This is a genomic window from Bacteroidia bacterium (assembly GCA_041391665.1).
In the GTDB taxonomy this organism is placed as follows: Bacteria; Bacteroidota; Bacteroidia; order J057; family J057; genus JAGQVA01.
Genome location: JAWKNO010000003.1, coordinates 1 through 16,343 on the forward strand (window position 1 = coordinate 1; position 16,343 = coordinate 16,343).

20 protein-coding genes and 2 pseudogenes are annotated in these 16,343 nt (G+C 42.1%); 6 read left to right on the forward strand and 16 right to left on the reverse strand.

Going from position 1 to position 16,343, the window contains the following annotated elements; translation table 11 throughout:
- Window positions 1–77: 77 nt before the first annotated feature.
- From R3D00_22775 to R3D00_22800, 6 genes and pseudogenes are all read right to left on the reverse strand, one after another.
- A complete protein-coding gene (locus R3D00_22775; protein MEZ4776020.1) occupies window positions 78–548 on the reverse strand; it encodes a hypothetical protein in 471 nt (156 codons plus the stop codon).
- Window positions 549–791: 243 nt separating this feature from the next.
- The gene (locus tag R3D00_22780) at window positions 792–998 is read right to left on the reverse strand and encodes a hypothetical protein (GenBank protein MEZ4776021.1); all 207 of its coding nucleotides are present in this window, start codon (window positions 996–998) and stop codon (window positions 792–794) included.
- Window positions 999–1,298: 300 nt separating this feature from the next.
- Entirely contained in the window at window positions 1,299–1,781 is a 483-nt protein-coding gene (locus R3D00_22785) for a hypothetical protein (GenBank protein ID MEZ4776022.1), read from the reverse strand.
- 5 nt (window positions 1,782–1,786) lie between these two features.
- Window positions 1,787–2,782, reverse strand: a pseudogene (locus tag R3D00_22790) (RHS repeat-associated core domain-containing protein).
- A 166-nt stretch (window positions 2,783–2,948) separates the two neighbouring features.
- Complete coding sequence (locus R3D00_22795; GenBank protein MEZ4776023.1) at window positions 2,949–3,689, reverse strand: leucine-rich repeat domain-containing protein; 741 nt, start codon at window positions 3,687–3,689, stop codon at window positions 2,949–2,951.
- 12 nt (window positions 3,690–3,701) lie between these two features.
- Entirely contained in the window at window positions 3,702–4,454 is a 753-nt protein-coding gene (locus R3D00_22800; protein ID MEZ4776024.1) for a leucine-rich repeat domain-containing protein, read from the reverse strand.
- 349 nt (window positions 4,455–4,803) lie between these two features.
- Here R3D00_22800 and R3D00_22805 point away from each other — a divergent pair, with 349 nt between their 5' ends.
- Window positions 4,804–5,037 (forward strand): hypothetical protein, encoded by a 234-nt coding sequence (locus tag R3D00_22805; protein ID MEZ4776025.1) that lies wholly within the window; start codon window positions 4,804–4,806, stop codon window positions 5,035–5,037.
- Window positions 5,027–5,323, forward strand: coding sequence for a hypothetical protein (locus tag R3D00_22810; GenBank protein MEZ4776026.1), 297 nt, complete (start codon window positions 5,027–5,029; stop codon window positions 5,321–5,323). The genes R3D00_22805 and R3D00_22810 overlap by 11 nt, the downstream gene beginning before the upstream one ends.
- A gap of 225 nt (window positions 5,324–5,548) precedes the next feature.
- Here the strand turns inward: R3D00_22810 and R3D00_22815 are convergent, their stop codons facing one another.
- Window positions 5,549–6,031, reverse strand: a complete 483-nt coding sequence (locus R3D00_22815; protein MEZ4776027.1) for a hypothetical protein — start codon at window positions 6,029–6,031, stop codon at window positions 5,549–5,551.
- Window positions 6,032–6,194: 163 nt separating this feature from the next.
- Here R3D00_22815 and R3D00_22820 point away from each other — a divergent pair.
- A pseudogene (locus R3D00_22820) lies at window positions 6,195–6,341 on the forward strand (DUF2281 domain-containing protein).
- Between the two features lie 140 nt (window positions 6,342–6,481).
- Here the strand turns inward: R3D00_22820 and R3D00_22825 are convergent.
- Window positions 6,482–6,976 carry a hypothetical protein gene (locus R3D00_22825; protein MEZ4776028.1) on the reverse strand — a complete coding sequence of 165 codons (495 nt, stop codon included), beginning with the start codon at window positions 6,974–6,976 and terminating at the stop codon, window positions 6,482–6,484.
- On the opposite strand from R3D00_22825, the gene R3D00_22830 reads away from it, so the two are divergent.
- Window positions 6,969–7,844 (forward strand): Rpn family recombination-promoting nuclease/putative transposase, encoded by an 876-nt coding sequence (locus R3D00_22830; GenBank protein MEZ4776029.1) that lies wholly within the window; start codon window positions 6,969–6,971, stop codon window positions 7,842–7,844. The genes R3D00_22825 and R3D00_22830 overlap by 8 nt on opposite strands.
- Before the next feature lie 225 nt (window positions 7,845–8,069).
- Here the strand turns inward: R3D00_22830 and R3D00_22835 are convergent, their stop codons facing one another.
- The 6 genes from R3D00_22835 to R3D00_22860 all read right to left on the reverse strand — a co-directional run bounded on the left by R3D00_22835 (window position 8,070) and on the right by R3D00_22860 (window position 13,023).
- Window positions 8,070–8,399: a hypothetical protein gene (locus R3D00_22835; protein ID MEZ4776030.1), complete on the reverse strand. Its 330-nt coding sequence runs from the start codon at window positions 8,397–8,399 to the stop codon at window positions 8,070–8,072.
- Window positions 8,400–8,644: 245 nt separating this feature from the next.
- Complete coding sequence (locus tag R3D00_22840; protein MEZ4776031.1) at window positions 8,645–9,379, reverse strand: hypothetical protein; 735 nt, start codon at window positions 9,377–9,379, stop codon at window positions 8,645–8,647.
- Between the two features lie 287 nt (window positions 9,380–9,666).
- Window positions 9,667–11,094 (reverse strand): outer membrane beta-barrel protein, encoded by a 1,428-nt coding sequence (locus tag R3D00_22845; protein ID MEZ4776032.1) that lies wholly within the window; start codon window positions 11,092–11,094, stop codon window positions 9,667–9,669.
- The gene (locus tag R3D00_22850) at window positions 11,084–11,644 is read right to left on the reverse strand and encodes a sigma-70 family RNA polymerase sigma factor (GenBank protein MEZ4776033.1); all 561 of its coding nucleotides are present in this window, start codon (window positions 11,642–11,644) and stop codon (window positions 11,084–11,086) included. The genes R3D00_22845 and R3D00_22850 overlap by 11 nt, the downstream gene beginning before the upstream one ends.
- Window positions 11,645–11,824: 180 nt before the next feature.
- On the reverse strand, window positions 11,825–11,983 hold the full coding sequence (locus R3D00_22855) for a hypothetical protein (protein MEZ4776034.1): 159 nt from the start codon (window positions 11,981–11,983) through the stop codon (window positions 11,825–11,827).
- 122 nt (window positions 11,984–12,105) lie between these two features.
- A complete protein-coding gene (locus R3D00_22860; protein MEZ4776035.1) occupies window positions 12,106–13,023 on the reverse strand; it encodes a DUF3078 domain-containing protein in 918 nt (305 codons plus the stop codon).
- A gap of 125 nt (window positions 13,024–13,148) precedes the next feature.
- On the opposite strand from R3D00_22860, the gene R3D00_22865 reads away from it, so the two are divergent.
- Complete coding sequence (locus R3D00_22865) at window positions 13,149–13,340, forward strand: hypothetical protein (GenBank protein MEZ4776036.1); 192 nt, start codon at window positions 13,149–13,151, stop codon at window positions 13,338–13,340.
- A gap of 3 nt (window positions 13,341–13,343) precedes the next feature.
- On the opposite strand, the gene R3D00_22870 is transcribed toward R3D00_22865, so the two are convergent.
- Both R3D00_22870 and R3D00_22875 read right to left on the reverse strand, forming a co-directional pair.
- Entirely contained in the window at window positions 13,344–14,615 is a 1,272-nt protein-coding gene (locus R3D00_22870; GenBank protein ID MEZ4776037.1) for a tetratricopeptide repeat protein, read from the reverse strand.
- 15 nt (window positions 14,616–14,630) lie between these two features.
- Window positions 14,631–15,410, reverse strand: a complete 780-nt coding sequence (locus R3D00_22875) for a lysophospholipid acyltransferase family protein (protein MEZ4776038.1) — start codon at window positions 15,408–15,410, stop codon at window positions 14,631–14,633.
- A gap of 365 nt (window positions 15,411–15,775) precedes the next feature.
- Between R3D00_22875 and R3D00_22880 the strand changes: the two genes are divergently transcribed.
- Window positions 15,776–16,342 (forward strand): hypothetical protein, encoded by a 567-nt coding sequence (locus R3D00_22880; GenBank protein ID MEZ4776039.1) that lies wholly within the window; start codon window positions 15,776–15,778, stop codon window positions 16,340–16,342.
- Window position 16,343 lies beyond the last annotated feature (1 nt).

The following is a 16,343-nucleotide window of genomic DNA, read 5'->3' on the forward strand; positions in this document are numbered from 1 at the left end:
AACATAAACTCCCTCCATTTGGGCTGGGTTTCCTGTACTTTGGGGATTGCTGGTTTTTTAGGGAGAACGCGATCAAGTTAATGCTCAATATTCACACTATCCACACTCCAGTTTAAAGTTGAGTCCTGATGCATGTAAATCAACAATTTCACTTTTTTATTATCACCCATGAAAACTACCGGAAAATATGCTGTTCCATTTCTGAACCAACCCCGAAAATCATTGCTTCCCGGATTATAGACTGACTTTCCAAAGCCTTGATAGTAATATTCTATTTCTCCTTGTATTTCTGTTTTAGCAATTGTTCTGACAGAAGGGTCTTCTATTGCCGTAGTAAAACAATCACTGAAACGGAACCAAACAGCAATGGAGGTATTTATTAAAAGCATAAGGAAATAACCTAAACCACTAATTTTTACATATTTTAGCCAATTCCCTTTACCTGATTTTTTCAGGAACCTAACTAAGAATACATAACTGGCTATTCCAATTATGAGCAAAGTAATTGACTGAAATAATACTATGCAAACTGACAAAAATGAACTCATAGTCTTAATGGGGATTAATATATTATTTTTCTCTTTTAGGGTTATCCGCCTCAACATCCTCGTAACCAAGGTCAGTTGAATAGAAATCTACGCTTGTGTCAAACATTTTGCTTGTTTGAGACTTAAACTGTAAACGATATAATCCATCGTTTACCGGAACAAACATAGGAACTGCCTGTCCAACTCCAGGATGATTCTGAAGATGATGGTGATTTCCATCACTTAGTGCCTCAGACCAAGCATCTACTCCACCGCATCCAGCACTCGGTTGCCCGAAAACGCATACGGGCTGTAAAAAGGATACTTAGCCGTCAACGGATCCACACTCAAAAACCGCCCCAGCCGCGTTTCTTCGACACGGTACTTGTAGGAAACGGCGTTGCCCGTGCCGTAGATTTCGGGATCGGATTCTTGAGATTGAAACCCAAACCGATACTCCCCCAAATTCAAAGAACGGCCAAATTGAACTCACCCCCTGGCCCCCGTTCTGTGGAAGAGCGGGGGAAAATGGCTGCATTTTGCCCCACGGGCGCTGGTTTTATGGGGAAATCAGACCGGCGCGGCGTTGGCTAAGGTAATACTTTTAAATAATTAATTGACACATTTACGCGAGTATAATCTCCACCCCCACAGCTCCATCGGCCACAAAACTCCCGATGAGATCGGACAACATTTAAGGCAGAATTTTTACTTTAGACCTGTTGCGGCTTTGGGGAAGAGGACACCCCGCAGTAGCAACGTTAGTTCATTCTAGTTATCCATATTTCCCCAATTATTTAATGGCCCTAATATATTTACTGAAAATAGCCTTGTTTCCTCATCAGTTGCAGGTTCGTATCCACAATAATAGCTATTTGTTTTTAATTCCTCTGCAAGAGATGCGACACGCTTCTGTAAATCTGAAATAGAGGTCTTTTGTCGTATTTCCTTTTCTTCAATGTCTAAGCTCAAGTCATAGATATTATCATATTTATCAATTCGGAACCACACTTGTGATAAAAAGATGTCTTTCAAACTAAAGTTTGAAAAAGTAAAAACGAATGCTCCATCTGAAGATCGATTAATGCTATCAAAAATCATCTCTTTCGACTCTAAATTAAATTCTGATGAGTCTGCAATAATGTTATACTTTTTTAAAGTTGACTCAGATAGCTTTCTAATCAAGATTTCAACTATTTTTTCAAGTTTAACTCTTTCAAATACTATTTCTATAATTTCAGTAATTTCTTTCATATATTCTAATCGATAAACCCTTTAAATGTCTTATCCATATTTAAACGAATGCCTCTTCCATCAGATAATCTCTTTTCCAAAAAGTTTATTCCGTAGTCATTTGTTTTTTTAATAAAACTTCCAGGTGCATTCATAATATCATCAAAGTGTTGCAAAGCTTGGTTATGCCATGTTGATTTATCACCAACTAATTTTCCCCAAATACTAGGGTTCCGAACGTGTTTACTTAAGGAATGCCCCAAAACCGTCGAACCTTTATATGATGAACTAGCTGAATTTAAAACATTTGAGTAATTAACTTCTACAGCCCCAAATGGCATCTCCTTCATCCGGAGCATTCCCTCCAATTCACTCCCTGCGACTTCGTCTATATGGGAGGCTCGTACCTGCTTGATCGTCGGGAGTTTGTTCCCACCCCGCCGAAACAGATTCCGAAAAGTAGTACTCAATCCCCGAAACCAACTCTCCAACTTCGTCGGCGCTTTTGCAGAAATGTTGACGGGATTTGAATAGGTCATTCCAACCGCTCCAAACATTCCCCCAATCATCATCGAAGCATCCCCCACATATTCAAACAGTTGTTTTGTCAAGGACTGGTTTACTTCTGCCTGAATCCAACTGGATTTTAGGTAACTTTGATCATAAGGATTGTTGAGGTTGAGATCACGAGGATTTGCGCCAACCAAACGGGTAATTGAGCGACCATCCAATTTTCCCTGACGTCGCAGCATATCTGCCTCATTCTCGTCATAAGCTTCCTTTTCCTCCAGCCCATCCAAATCCACCGAATTCACCGGCTTATTCCCCGCAAACTGATACGGTGTGTACCATGGATATTCCGGACTCAGCGGATCCACCGAAAGAAACTTTCCTAAGCGTGGGTTATAGATCCGAAAACCATAGTCGTATATATTCCCAGTTCCGTAGGTTTCCCCATCCGACTCCTTCCCGTTAAACCCAAAGCGATAATCCCCCAGATTCAAAGAACGCCCCGGCATCGCCGAGCCAAACGGACCCGCTTAGGCGGATGCAAGCATAATAGTCCTGTGCCGACAGCACCTCCGCCGCATACGAGGCGATGTAAAACGGAACCGGCCCGCCACCGTCTAAGTTAACACTTTTAAAAAATCATTAGACACAGTTTAAAGAGCATACTCCCATCTTTCTTTAATAATCATCCTCAAAACCGTAGTTGATCACGGTTCCTTCAGGTAACACCAGCTGCCCCAGGTATTTAGAATCTATAACAATACTTCCCAACTTCTCGAAACATGAAAAATCATTAATTTCTTCCTGAAAGTCATTACCGTTTGCCTCAATTGACCAAATTCTCTTTAATTCACAAAGTCCCTCCGGAAACTCCCGAAGTTTGTTTGAGTCAATAGATAGAGTTTTCAGGTTAATCAACCTGCTTATATTCGTTATCGCTGAAATCTGATTATTACCAATTATGAGTGCCTCAAGGGATTCTGGCAGAAGCAAACAGTCCAGGGTATCTTGTATCTGGTTATTATCCAATCGGAGAAATTTGAGTGATTTCAGATGACGAATAGTTGGAAGAATTTTGATTTGATTATCAGACAAATCCAAATCTGTTAAACTTGTCAAGCTGTCCAAACCTTTTATTGATCGAATAGAATCATTAGAAAGCAACAACTTTCTCAGGGAATCCATTTGACCTAATTGGACGGGAAATTCAGAAATTCGGGCATTTTCAATCTCTAATTCGCTGATTCGGCTATTAACTTTTGTAATATAAATCTGTGCGTTTTCACTTTCAAACGACTTCAAAATGCTAAGAACAATCTTTCCATCATTTTCTTTTGAGCCCGCTTTTTTTCCGGCAGGCTGGCAGGAATAAACACCCGATAAACACAGGCACACAAGGCCAATGAAAGAATATTTCATCTCAATAGTTGCTTAAAACATATAAAATTCACCGCTGTTAACGCTTGTCGGATCAGAGAATATGATTCGGTCCTCATAAACAGAATCGATTTCTAAAAACAACAAACAACTCAGACAAGAAATGTCGATCCTCTCATCTTTAAATTCATTTCGTCGGGCATCTAACCTTTCGATTCGGGAAAGTTCGCAAATGCCATCGGGAAATTCTGATAGTCTGTTCTGCGCAAGAGAAAGAAATTCCAGTTTTTGCAACCTGCTTAAATTTTGGATGGATGAAACCTGATTAGCTCCAATATAAAGGAGATCAAGTGAAGCTGGCAGATCCTTGCAATCCAGATTGCCTTTTAACCGATTTCCATTGAGGTTGAGAGATTTCAACGACGTCAAATGGCTAAGTGGTGGAATGGTTTTGATTTGATTGGAAGATAGTCCAAGCGAATACAGCGTAGTAAGGCTATCTATTCCCGCCACATCCTGAATAGAATTCCCGTTTAAATACAATGAGATTAAAGAATCCAATTCTTTCAACTGCGTTGGAAATTTTGGAATAACAGCTTCGGTGATGGATAAAAGCATAATTCGGTTATTGACTTTTCGAAAGCGTATACGGGCATTTTCGCATCCTTTTGCTTCCAATATGCCCAAAACAACCGCTTCATCGCTTTCAGACATTTCCATTTTTTTCGTTGCAGGCTGGCAGGCGAAAGTGCCGAGCAAATAAATGCACATACACACGACCCCAAAAATCAAATTTCTCGTATCCATTTTAATCATTTCAATGGTTCCAATTATGATTAGGTGAATTTCCATTTACATTCATAGAAGGTTTATTGATACTTCTGTGCTCTTGCCCCTGAAACCCAAACCGATAGTCCCCCAGATTCAAAGAACGGCCAAATTGAACTCTCCCCCTGGCCCCCGCTCTTTGGAAGAGCGGGGAAAAGTTGCGATGGACTAAGGTAGGGTTTTTTTTGCAGTTGGGGGGTGGGATAAATTTGTCAAGGTAGTATAATTCACGTAAATTAGGGGAAAGGTATGCGATACAAACACACACCTTTTGCAATTGCAGAATATAGAAACGAGGCCTGCGGCAATTTAAAAATAACGATTCGACATGAGACTACAGATCATACAGGATAGTAAAGGCAAAACAACCGGTGTGTATATTCCAATCAATGAATGGAAACAACTCAAAAAACAATACCGGGGGCTGGAGATGCTGGAATACGAAGCACCTACTAAAGAACAGATCTTGCAGGAACTTAAAGAAGCCCTTCAGCAACTGAAACTAGTGGAGGAGGGAAAATTAAAAGCCCGACCCGCAAAAGAACTGCTGAATGAGTTATAATGTTTCCTCTATTCCGCTTTTTGATAAACAGGCAAAAAGGTTAGCAAAAAAATACCCTTCGCTGAAAAAGGATTTGACACAACTTTTGCAAAGCCTTGAGGATAATCCTAAACAGGGAACGGAACTTGGCAACAACTTTTATAAGATTCGACTCGCGATCGCTTCAAAAGGAAAAGGGAAATCAGGTGGATCTCGTGTGATTACTTATGTGAAAATCTCCGCTACTACGGTAGCTCCTCAAATAATCGGGCCATCCGTGCGGTTCCCGCCCTCGTTCTTTCGCTGAACAGTGAACCGGTTTTTTACGGTGTTTGGGGATGGAATAATGGTTTTTTAGGGAGGTGGTTAAAATTATCTGTGATGATTGCTGCTTTTCAGCGGGTGCACCCTAGGGGAAGAGGGCAATTGCATACATAACCCTCCCGCTTAAGGTTCAGCTTTCCGGTAGGTTCCTTGTCCTTAACGATTGCTTCTTTCCCAAAAGCCTATTATTTTATTCTCATTTCAGTCATTAATTGCAATTATCATTTATAATCTTTACTCTCATAGGGATAAAACCTCCATGAAAAAGGAGAAGGAACATTGAAAGATTGGTCTCACAATTAAGTCTCACCTTAAAAGCCCCGTTCTTGTTAGGTACTTTTATTTCATCTTGAATCAGAATGTCATTCCCCTGTCGTCTTCCAGTGATTAAAGTTAGATATGGAAAGTAATTGCGTACCTCAAACGTATCCTTTTCATTAATGGTGATTGGTATCTTGCTAATAATCCGGCCGCTAAAAATTACTTCATTATTCTTTTTAGAATAGCGTGCTTTGGGAGAGATAAGTTCGAGCGGATAGGAATCATGATCTGTGCCAGGAACCAATTTATTTTCCCCATACTCATATTGGTAAGGCCAATTCCTGGCACTTACTTCCACCTTTTTATAGCTACCACAGGAAAGGAAAAAGACTAACGTTATACTGCAAAAAGTAAAGGAATAATTTCGCATAAATAATTACTATTTCTTTATTTCGATTTTTTCTACGGCACCCAGGGCACGACTTCTTTCATGAATTTTTTTTTCCTTTTCTTTAGCTATGTCATGTGCTCCTTTTTTACCATAACTAGGCATCCCGGGTTTTGAGTAACGACCATCGGGCGAGCTACAGAAAAAAGTGGCTGATTATATTGACTATCTCAAATATCAGGCTCAAAAGTCGAACAAAAAAGCTGTCCGTGTGGCAGGATTGGCCAAAGACATGATCACCATGAAGGATAATTTTGACGATCCGATCGAAGATTTCAATGAATATATGTAAATGGACATCCTTCTCGATACCCATGCGGTAATATTACAGTAATTAATCCATTATCACAGAGATCCTTTTGACCGGATGATCATTGGTCAGGCAAAAAGCGAAGGGTTAAAAATCATGACCAAAGATGTGCTTTTCAGCAATTATGGTGTTGATGTGATCTGGGAGAAGTAGGAATAGTCGCCAGATATCCGATCATTTGCGCCTCCCGGTAGGTCGAAAGGATATTGCCGGTGGCGTCCGATACGGACAGGTCGCGGAAGAGACAGGTCATGACCTGTCTGTACGTCATGGAAAAATTCAGCATTATTGAGGTTTCGCTCCACTTCCTTGCTCACCCGGTTGCCGAGGCCGTCGTATTCAAACCAGATATGGGTGGGTTCACCCGAGGCGGGGGAAAGGTAAAGCCAGATGATCATCTGGCTCTCCCGAATCTTGTGATAGGCATCCCAGATAATATTGGCAATTTTCCCCGAATCATCACTGACCCGTTGGCCAATGGCGTCGTGGGTCAAACCCGCCGGAGAGAGAACGGACCGAGGTAATACGGTTGAACTGATCCACGACAGTCGAATATCCGGCCCTTGCCGAATCGAACGATTCCCCTTATCTTTGTGGGAAATATGTAAAATGGCCAAGAAATTAGTTCGATTCGATTGGGCAATGAAACGGCTGCTTTGCAACAAAACCAACTTTGACATTCTGGAAGGCTTCCTTTCTGAGTTGCTCCAGGAAGATGTTAAAATTAAACAAATCCTTGAAAGCGAAGGAAATAAGGAAACCGAGGACAACAAGTTCAACCGGGTAGATATTCTGGTGGAGAATAAAAAAGGCGAATTGGTCATCGTCGAAATCCAGAATACCCGTGAAGCGGACTACTTCCAGCGGATGCTTTACGGAACAGCCAAAGTCATCGTAGAGCATATTGCAGAAGGACAACCGTATTCTCAGGTTAAAAAAGTGTATTCGGTGAATATCGTCTATTTTGACCTGGGTCAGGGAGATGACTATGTGTACCACGGGACCACCACTTTTGTTGGTATTCACAGCAACCATGCACTGGAACTATCCGAAAAGCAGAAAGAACTCTTCCAAAAGACATCGGTTTCGGACTTGTACCCCGAGTATTATGTGATAAAAACTAATCGGTTCAACGAAATTGCCAGGGATACTTTAGACGAATGGATATACTTCCTGAAAACGGCAGAAATCAAAGATGAGTTCACAGCAAAAGGATTGAAGGCTGCCAGCCAAAAACTTGATATACTGAAATTGGAACCCGCCGACCGCAAGGAATATGACCGATACATGGAAGCACAACGGAGCGATGCGAGTTTTGTGGAGACGGTGAAATTGGAAATAACATCGGCTGTAAAAAGTAGAGAGGAGGAAATTGCCGAAAGCGCCCTAATGGAAGGCGCAACCGCCGATTTTGTTGTTAAAATTACAGGCCTTTCCTTTGAAGAAGTTCGCAGCATCGCTAAAAGACTTGGGCTAAATAAATAGCTCACCAATCGAACTCACCCCCTGGCCCTCGCACTTTCGAAGAGCGGGGGGAAATGGCTGCATTTTGCCACGCGGGCGCTGGTTTTATGGGGAAATCAGACCGGCGTTGGCGTTGGCTAAGGTAATACTTTTTTTGTCGGGAAGAGTGGTGTTTTTCGTGCGAGAGGATTACTGAGATAAGACATTAGGGATGGGTAAAATATATGGAGCGGTTTACGATCCTGCTCATTTGATTAAATTTCTATTTTCATCCAAATAGTCACATCGCGCGAAAAGAACCATTTTCCCTCTTAGGTTTTCCTCGTCAAAATGACCAGTCAAGATTTTTACTTTACTTCCACTGTCATCAAACCCCTCAAATTCACCTAAAACTTCTGATTGTATTGAATAATACATATCTTTCTCGGCCTCTGTTGGCGGCAGATCAACATAAATCCAGGTAATCAACTTATTTACACTCTCAATATCAGCAAAAATTATTCTCGTATTGGGGCATACGTTATATAATAGTGCATTTTGAAATGTTAATAATAAATGCTCTTTACTTATTTCCATATTACAAATTATAAACCTTTTGTCGGACTTACCGATACAGGTTTAGGTGCTAGGGTAGATTGAATTGTAAAAATATTTGTAGGGATTTTAATATCCACTTGGTTTGTACCGGGTTTTGCTTTGCTAACATGAGTACCTGTAACTTGTTTTACTTCTATCGTAAGTTAAAGCTCATAATATTTCAAACTCAGCCGCCGCGTGTGGGTTGTCGCCGGTCCGGTTTGGGGAAGGGGGCAGTATTTAGGTCACACTAGCCGCGTAATTTTAAATATTATTTCCGCTTCTTTGGAAGAATATAGTTCTAAATATTTCAACATCAATTCGAATTGAAACTTAAATTTTGTCGGAGATTCAGCATGTAATTTTTTTAGAGAAAGAATGGCCTCGTCAATATTTTCGATGTGGAGATATCTATAATAATAGTCTCCATATTCTTCAAAATAATTGACCTTAGTAAGATATTTCTCTTCAATGGAAAAAATCGAATAAAAAACATCGGAGTTCTCTGCCAAAAACAACTTAAAATCAGAATCCAGCACTATCTCAGGCCAGAGATACCAAATTTCTCGAAACCCCTTTATCCCTTGAAAAAAGAAAAAATACGAATAGATTTGGTCTTTATATCTTTTTTCTTTCAGTAAATTCGGAATATCCTCTTTCTGTAGATTAGTTGAAGCTCTTAATATAGAGAGGGTTGGTTGATAGTAAGCTTCGATTAGTAGTTGATCTCGATTCCGCCTCTCTAAAATCATTCTATTTGCGAAATAATCTGATTTTGTTACCCCGTTCTCCATCTCACCTAATTCATACTCAATTTTACTAGATTCAATAAGTACAGATATTAATGTATTGTATGTTTCCTCCATTAAAATGGAATCTCCCTGCTCATATCTTTCCTTAAAGTTCACCAATGCCAAAGGAGCATTAGGATTTACCGGTAATATCGAAATTTTGGAATTCTTAATAAAGTAGTTTTCCATAGGTACTTCCGTATCTTTTCAGTATCCCTCCGTCCAACCGCATCTTTTATAGGTGAAAAAAAGGTAGGACGGGGGATACCTTTTTGTGTCGGAGGCGCGAGGATTAGAAGGGGAATGGGTATAAACCGCCGTCTAAGTTAGCACTTTTTTTTTTGTCGGAAACGGTGGAGTCCTTCGATGGTCACTCAGGGACCGTTTTCCAAGCCGGTCGGTGAAAAGGTTGCCGTAGTGCCAGATTACAATCTGGCACTGGCATGGCATTGGCACCCGCTCTTTTACGATAAATATTATCTCCCCGGAAAAAATCTCACCCCAACCTGCCAGCCAAACCGGTAAGGCAACTGATCTTCGGCGGCACTTCCTGCAAAAACATCAGTCAGTTGGTACTTGATCTGCGGACCTGTAAAAAAGGCCCACTGGGGCTGCACCTGATACTGATAAGTCGCAGAAGCACTTGTGTACAAATGGTATTTGCGATATACCAGCAGTTCTGCATTGGGTGTAGGAAGAGAGGATAAGGTATTCCGTCCAAAGGAATTTTCTATGTCTAAGGCGTTTGCCTTATAGTTGGTGCGCCGGGAAACGAGCCTGTTGCCAGAAATGCCAGCTGACAACACCAGCGAAGACCGGCCTCGTCTCAGATAGTAATTCACCCCGACCGGAAGTTCCAATTGCTCTGTACGGAAAATTTCTTCGGGTTGAAAATCAAAAGAAGAAAACGAAATCACCACCTGGCCACTGGGGTTATTGGCCAACTGGTCAGCAATAGCGGGATTGAGCGACCCGTATCGGAAAATGCCATATTCTGAGACAGCGTATCCCAATCCTGCCTGTAAGCTCAGATTAGGTCGTAAGTAAAATTCTCCGCCTGCGGCTGCCTGAAAATGGGCGCGGGGAAAACGTACGGAAAGAATTTCTCCGGGAGAAAACTGGGTACTGGGAGAAAGAAAGGAAGACTCAAAACTGCTATAGTCAAAGCTACGGGAACCGGCCTGATCATTTTGACTTACCGCCAATACATTGGTCCTTTCCATATCAAATGCCCATTCCGGAGAAGCCTGCAAATAAAAAGCCCATCTTCTGATTTTCAAATCCGGAAGTTGTTGCTGCCCAACCTTTACTGCTGGCGCAGGCTGTAAACGGTAAATATCGGGGGATGGTATGGCACTAATGGTGATTTTTTCTGAAGCATATTTTACAGATCCTGAAGATGCGGTAGCTTCCTCAGCCATAAGGGTGGTTACCCTGTGATCCTGAGATTTGTTTATATAGGCAGTTTCACCCAGTCCCTCTACTGCCGTATTAGTAGTTACAGGATGAGTGATCTGTAAACCGACAGAAGATTCTGTGGTCGTGTTAACAGATTTTTTTTCAGTTAAGCGTTTTTCGGCTGTGAATGTTTTGCGAGGTAAGGTTTCAACAATTGCAGATTCTATACAGTCAGCCGCAGCGGTTAATTCTACTGTTTCGGCTTCTGTCTTTACAATCTGAAGCGGAGAAAGCGCCGGGCGATTGGGGAGATTTGCATAGGAAATGAATCCCCAAAAAAGTATTGCAGCAAACAAACCATCGCCCATTAGCCAGAAAAAGCCTTTTCGCCGGGAGCGAGAACTCACGAGCTGTTTTTCAATATTTTGCCATACCTCAGGACGGGGAGGTATTTGCGCTTCCGCAAAACGCGCACTTATTTTCCGCTCAAACTGATCAAATGGCATCTTTGTATATTTTTTTTTCCATATAGATTTCCTGTATTTGCTGCCGGAGCATAGCCCTTGCACGCGTATACTGAGAACGGGAAGTACTTTCGGTAATTCCCAGTTCGTCGCCGATTTCCTTGTGTGAATACCCCTCTATCGCATAGAGGTTGAATACCAGGCGGTAGCCTGCGGGTAATTTCTGTATGACCTCATATAAGGCCTCCAGTTCCAGATTATCCATGGCATCTGCCTCCACCACCTCTGTAATTCCCTCGTTCAGCTCTGTCTGGTTTTGCTGATATTTTTGTTTGCGAATATGATCAATGGCTGTGTTCACCATAATTTTCCGTATCCAGCCTTCCAGTGAGCCCCGGTCATCAAAGTTGCCGATCTTCTGAAAAACCTTTATAAAGCCATCCTGTAAAATATCTTCTGCATCATCTCTGTCGCGTGCATACCGATAGCATACCGCCAGCATAGAAGGCGCAAACTGCTCGTACAGCTCGCGCTGCGCAGCCGGTTTCTGATTGATACAGCCTTTGATCAATGCCTGGTAAGGCTTCGCCATTACACGGTCTTTTATTCCTCAGTTTTGTTCATGCATAAAACGGTCGGCAACGAAAAAACGCTGCACCGCCATATAAAAATAAAAAAATGCCACCCCAAAAGGAATGGCATTTTGTATTAACTAACCAGAAAAGATATATACTAAGTCGGTATTCCGACGAATTAGCTACTTTCCCATTATTTAAGGAAGTACCGAGATGCTGTGGTCCATGTCAACGGTCTGAACTGCGACAGGAGAAGAAGTTTCTGACTTCAAAACCTGGGATACGATTGCGGCTCCGCCGGCTAACATGGCTACCAGTAATAATGCCCCAATGATATTTTTAACGCTTTTCTTCATGATTCTGTTTGTATTTGTTGTTCAATACAATTTACGAACAAAACTGCCAAAAGATTGAGTTCAGATCGCGGGGTTTAGCATCCGTGCATTCGCGCAGGATAACCGTGCTATCTTTTCGGTTATTATTTCAGAAACTGATAGGTCAATCCTATAGCCAGTACATGTTGAAACTGGGTACGAGGGCCAAGCTGGCCAGTTGGTTGGCCATTTTCCAGAATTTTAAACTTGATATCGTCGTCATAAATGAGGTTGGTGGCAAAGCTGACCGCCAACCAGTTATTCACTTTAGCGGTAGTCAGGGTTTCCCAGTTTACGTCCACATTGCCAAAGTTTTCCAGATAGTTCATAAAGAAGTTGGCATTGGTCTGGAACAAAATATTCTTGGCAATTTCATTTTTGTACTTTATCCCGAGTTTGGAACCAATTTCATACCGCGCGCCTTTGTCTGTACCTGTCTGGGGAATGTATAATGGCCGGTATTCCTCTATGGTCACAATCGTAACTTTAGAGTTTACAGGAGAATAGTAAATACTGAGGTTTTCAGCAGGGCGATAGTCAAACCCGAGACCAAATTCCAGATAAGCGGGCGCCAGAAAGTTGGACACTGTATCTGACGGAACGGTCGTAGGCTTAGAAGGATCAAAGGTAAATCCTTCAAAAAACTGCGTACGGAAACTTGCCAGACCACTGAGCAGCAGTTTTTCGTTGAACCGGTAACCATATTTGGAAGTCAGTTCAAACCGGTCATCGTTTTTGATAAAACTGTTGCCATTACCTCCCTGACGAACAGTACCATAGGCAATCACGAGGTCATTTTGCCAGGAAGCTTTGGCTTTTTCATAATAGGCAAAAGTTCCTACCCGAATACCCAGCGAACGGGAATTAATGCCCCCTGCCTGCCAGTAGTTACTAATACCGGAGTTGGTAATATTCAGTGCAGCAACACCGCCTTTTTTCCAGTAAGTGGTATCTGTTTCCTGTGCGGATACCTGAATGGAGTAAAATAGTACAGTAAAGATAAGAATGAGTAATTTTTGCATGATAGAATGGTTTATTAGTTGAGTTAAGACGGGACCATCGGGGGAGAAGTCACCCGATAGTCTGGAATATTGATACTTTCAAAGAGATTTTTTTTGCGTACTTTTATAGACTGAACAAATAAGCTATGGTAGGAAGAGCGGAATTGATTTTTATTATCCTTGTAGTGGCATTCCTCTTTTACCCTTATTTCAATCGAAGAGCGGTAAGGAAAAGCCGCAGGAAGTGGTTTTGGAGCAATATGAAAATGCCGCGGTTCAGGCGTAAAAGTCAGGAGCCTCCCAATGCCATTCCTGTGGAGTATGAAGAAATGGAATAGTTTTTAGCCAAATAACCTTCCTAAAAAGCCTTTCTTTTTCTCTGCTGATCCTTTTTCAGCGATTGCCTCTGACATTTGTTCAACAGAGTCTTCGAGCGCGGTCTCCAGAAATTCATCTTCTGCTTCTTTGGCCGCGTCCAAAGCTTCCCGAAATGCATCCAGTGCCTCCTGCCAGTTGTGCCTGATCTGGTTAATAGCGCCGACATGCTGGAGTGCTTTTGCGACTTCCGCCATTTTCCCTGTTTCACGCCAAACTTCTGCGGATTTTCTATAATTGTCAAGCGTCTTTTTCACATTGCCTACCTTTTCATGCAACATGGCAATGTCGTTATACACATTGCCCAGTGCAGCAAAGTCTTCGGCAAACTGGTATCCTTTCACAGATTCATTAAAAGAGTCTTCGGCCTCAGAAGAATATCCCGACCGAAATTGTATTAACCCTTTCTGATGAAAAGTCTTTGCATACCTCCCCGGATCCTCCTCTACACTTATTCCCTCAAGGGCTTTATCGAGATGCGCCAGCGCTTCTGAATAAGCGCGTGACTCAAACAGATTGTTGCCCAACAACCGATGCGCCTCATATACATGCGCAGAGGGTGTTTCAGCCTCACCTTGTGCGATTACTTCATCCAGATATACTTTTGCCTGTGTCCACTTCCTGAAACGGCCAAATGTTTCTGCAATTCCCAGTGCAATGGATGATTTTTCTTCAGGCGCAATATCGCTCTGCTGATATCTGACTGCCAGTTGTTCCAGTTTGTCGTAAGGATCTTCCTGCCCGGGTTTTTCAGGTGCGTAAAGGGAAAATGTCCGGGCGATTTTCCCTTTAAACGCCGGGGCCTGTTTATCGATACGTTGAGCGGTATAACTGTCTGTCCAGAAAATCCAGCGGGCAGCAAACCAATCGCTCAACACATCAGGTGCATCATTGAGGTTATTGAGCAACACCTGTTTACCGCTGAGAATTTCTTCGGGCAGGCTGGATTCCAGGTTGATAATATGGATGATGGTTTCGGAAGGGGGAGTGTCCGCTACAAGCGTCGCAAGTTTTTCTTTGGCGATCTCAGTCAGCGAGGTGACCTGTGTATCTGCCAGGTCAAGTACAAGATGGGACAAATGGCTGGTTTCGGCCACAATACCTTCCAGCAAAAGATTGCGCATTTCTTCGTTGTCTGACTCAACAAGCACCCAGTTGCTGCTATCAGTATCTATCAACCGCAGGAGTTCAGACTGAATGTTTTCGTTATGGGCGTGAATGTCCAGGGGTCTTTCCATATTATGCAGAAATTATCAGGATTGTTTCAGATGATTTTGAGCAATAAACCAGGAATCGTTTGCCAGAATATACTTTTCCATCAAATCGTACACCTGTTTTTTTAAACTTTCGACATCGTTTTCTGTCAGGCCGGTTACAGGAATAGGGTCGAGAAAGTGAAGAGATACACGTCCCGGATATACACGAAAAGTGCCGACAGGTTGAAGTTGCCTGACATTGAGCAACATAACTGGCATAATCGGTACCTGACCGGCAATCGCCAGGCGGAATCCCCCGTCGTAAAACGCTTTCAATGGGGCTGCCGTACGGTTGCGCGTTCCTTCGGGAAAGATCAATATCGAAGTTCCTTTTTTCACTGCCGATACCATCAGTTCAAAACTATGCGCACGGCTTTCTTTACTCGAACGGTCAACCGGAATAGCTGCCATCGCAAATAGTTGCCCCAGAAAAGGAATCCGCCACAATTCTCGTTTAGCCAATGGTTTAAAGGGGTGCTGAATGCGCGAACCGGCCAGTACAATATCAAAAAGATTGCTGTGGTTGGGCAAAAATACATAGGTCTGGTCGTACACCAGTTTTTCTTTTCCCTGAACTTCCATCTTTATTCCCGACATAAAAGCCCATATCGTCATCCACACCCAGTGACATTTGTAAACCAGCCTCATCCGGGTATTGGTAGGAAAAGGTGATATCAGAATATAATACACCAGTACCAAAGGGGTAAAAACAAAAAATAGGAGAATGACATACGCACTGTAAACAGCTGACACAAGCCCACCGAAGAAAGATTTCATAGATATTAATCTCAGCTCCGAAATTAATGAAAAATGTCGGTTCAGGTAATACTATTCTACTGAATGAACGCCGATATATCCGTTTAACCTTTAATATCTTCAGATAATCACCCCCATATTACATATCAGGCCGCAAAAAGTCCATTCTCTCCAAAACATAAAAAAACCGCTTCCACAAGGAATAGTTTTTGAGAATTTGCCTTGTACACCGTAATCCGGTGTGGCAAACCCCTGTTTTCTAACACGTAACAGAAACCCACCGCCTGAGGGCCTTTCGTGATGAGTCAGTGTAAGTTTGTATATGGGTTACAGTGGAAAGAGAGTTTTTCTCAGAATACCTTTAAGCTATAAAATAACAACACAGAATGTTTGGCCAGATTACAAACCTTACTTCAGGAAATCAAAAGACAGATACCAGCTTTGGGATTGAGCCTCATGTATCCCTGTATGACATATTGCACACAGACAAACGCAATGTGACTATGCCCTTTCAGATTGCAACGATTATAATATCGGGATTGATCGCAATGGGTTTTGTAAGTTGGTCGTTTCAACAGGCAAACCCGGTTACTTATTTTTTTATTGCGATGGTATTTGTACTGGCTGTGCTGTATATTCCTTATGTATTTTTTTATCTGAATTTTTTTTCAAAAGAAGAACAAACACAGGTCGAAATAGACAACAAGTACGGCTATATAAAATACACCAATCCGAGAATCAGTCAGAATATTCTTTTCCATAGAGAGCAAATTACAGCCTGTCAGTATAACCGAAGTCTGTTATTCCCCCTGAAAATTGATTTTCTGACCCTCGATCTTAAAGGTGGAGGAAGAATTCACGTTTCCAGTCTCGTTGTTGATCCAAGAGAATTGATCAGAGATCTGGCACTGCCCTACGAGTTGAAAAGCAGGTTTTTCAACTTCATGCCCTGAG

Coding starts and splice junctions, on each gene's coding strand:
- R3D00_22775 (MEZ4776020.1), bottom strand. CDS start 548: ATGAGTTCATTTTTGTCAGTTTGCATAGTATTATTTCAGTCAATTACT.
- R3D00_22785 (MEZ4776022.1), bottom strand. CDS start 1,781: ATGAAAGAAATTACTGAAATTATAGAAATAGTATTTGAAAGAGTTAAA.
- R3D00_22795 (MEZ4776023.1), bottom strand. CDS start 3,689: ATGAAATATTCTTTCATTGGCCTTGTGTGCCTGTGTTTATCGGGTGTT.
- R3D00_22800 (MEZ4776024.1), bottom strand. CDS start 4,454: ATGGATACGAGAAATTTGATTTTTGGGGTCGTGTGTATGTGCATTTAT.
- R3D00_22805 (MEZ4776025.1), top strand. CDS start 4,804: ATGAGACTACAGATCATACAGGATAGTAAAGGCAAAACAACCGGTGTG.
- R3D00_22810 (MEZ4776026.1), top strand. CDS start 5,027: ATGAGTTATAATGTTTCCTCTATTCCGCTTTTTGATAAACAGGCAAAA.
- R3D00_22815 (MEZ4776027.1), bottom strand. CDS start 6,031: ATGCGAAATTATTCCTTTACTTTTTGCAGTATAACGTTAGTCTTTTTC.
- R3D00_22830 (MEZ4776029.1), top strand. CDS start 6,969: ATGGCCAAGAAATTAGTTCGATTCGATTGGGCAATGAAACGGCTGCTT.
- R3D00_22835 (MEZ4776030.1), bottom strand. CDS start 8,399: ATGGAAATAAGTAAAGAGCATTTATTATTAACATTTCAAAATGCACTA.
- R3D00_22840 (MEZ4776031.1), bottom strand. CDS start 9,379: ATGGAAAACTACTTTATTAAGAATTCCAAAATTTCGATATTACCGGTA.
- R3D00_22845 (MEZ4776032.1), bottom strand. CDS start 11,094: ATGCCATTTGATCAGTTTGAGCGGAAAATAAGTGCGCGTTTTGCGGAA.
- R3D00_22850 (MEZ4776033.1), bottom strand. CDS start 11,644: ATGGCGAAGCCTTACCAGGCATTGATCAAAGGCTGTATCAATCAGAAA.
- R3D00_22855 (MEZ4776034.1), bottom strand. CDS start 11,983: ATGAAGAAAAGCGTTAAAAATATCATTGGGGCATTATTACTGGTAGCC.
- R3D00_22860 (MEZ4776035.1), bottom strand. CDS start 13,023: ATGCAAAAATTACTCATTCTTATCTTTACTGTACTATTTTACTCCATT.
- R3D00_22865 (MEZ4776036.1), top strand. CDS start 13,149: ATGGTAGGAAGAGCGGAATTGATTTTTATTATCCTTGTAGTGGCATTC.
- R3D00_22870 (MEZ4776037.1), bottom strand. CDS start 14,615: ATGGAAAGACCCCTGGACATTCACGCCCATAACGAAAACATTCAGTCT.
- R3D00_22875 (MEZ4776038.1), bottom strand. CDS start 15,410: ATGAAATCTTTCTTCGGTGGGCTTGTGTCAGCTGTTTACAGTGCGTAT.
- R3D00_22880 (MEZ4776039.1), top strand. CDS start 15,776: ATGTTTGGCCAGATTACAAACCTTACTTCAGGAAATCAAAAGACAGAT.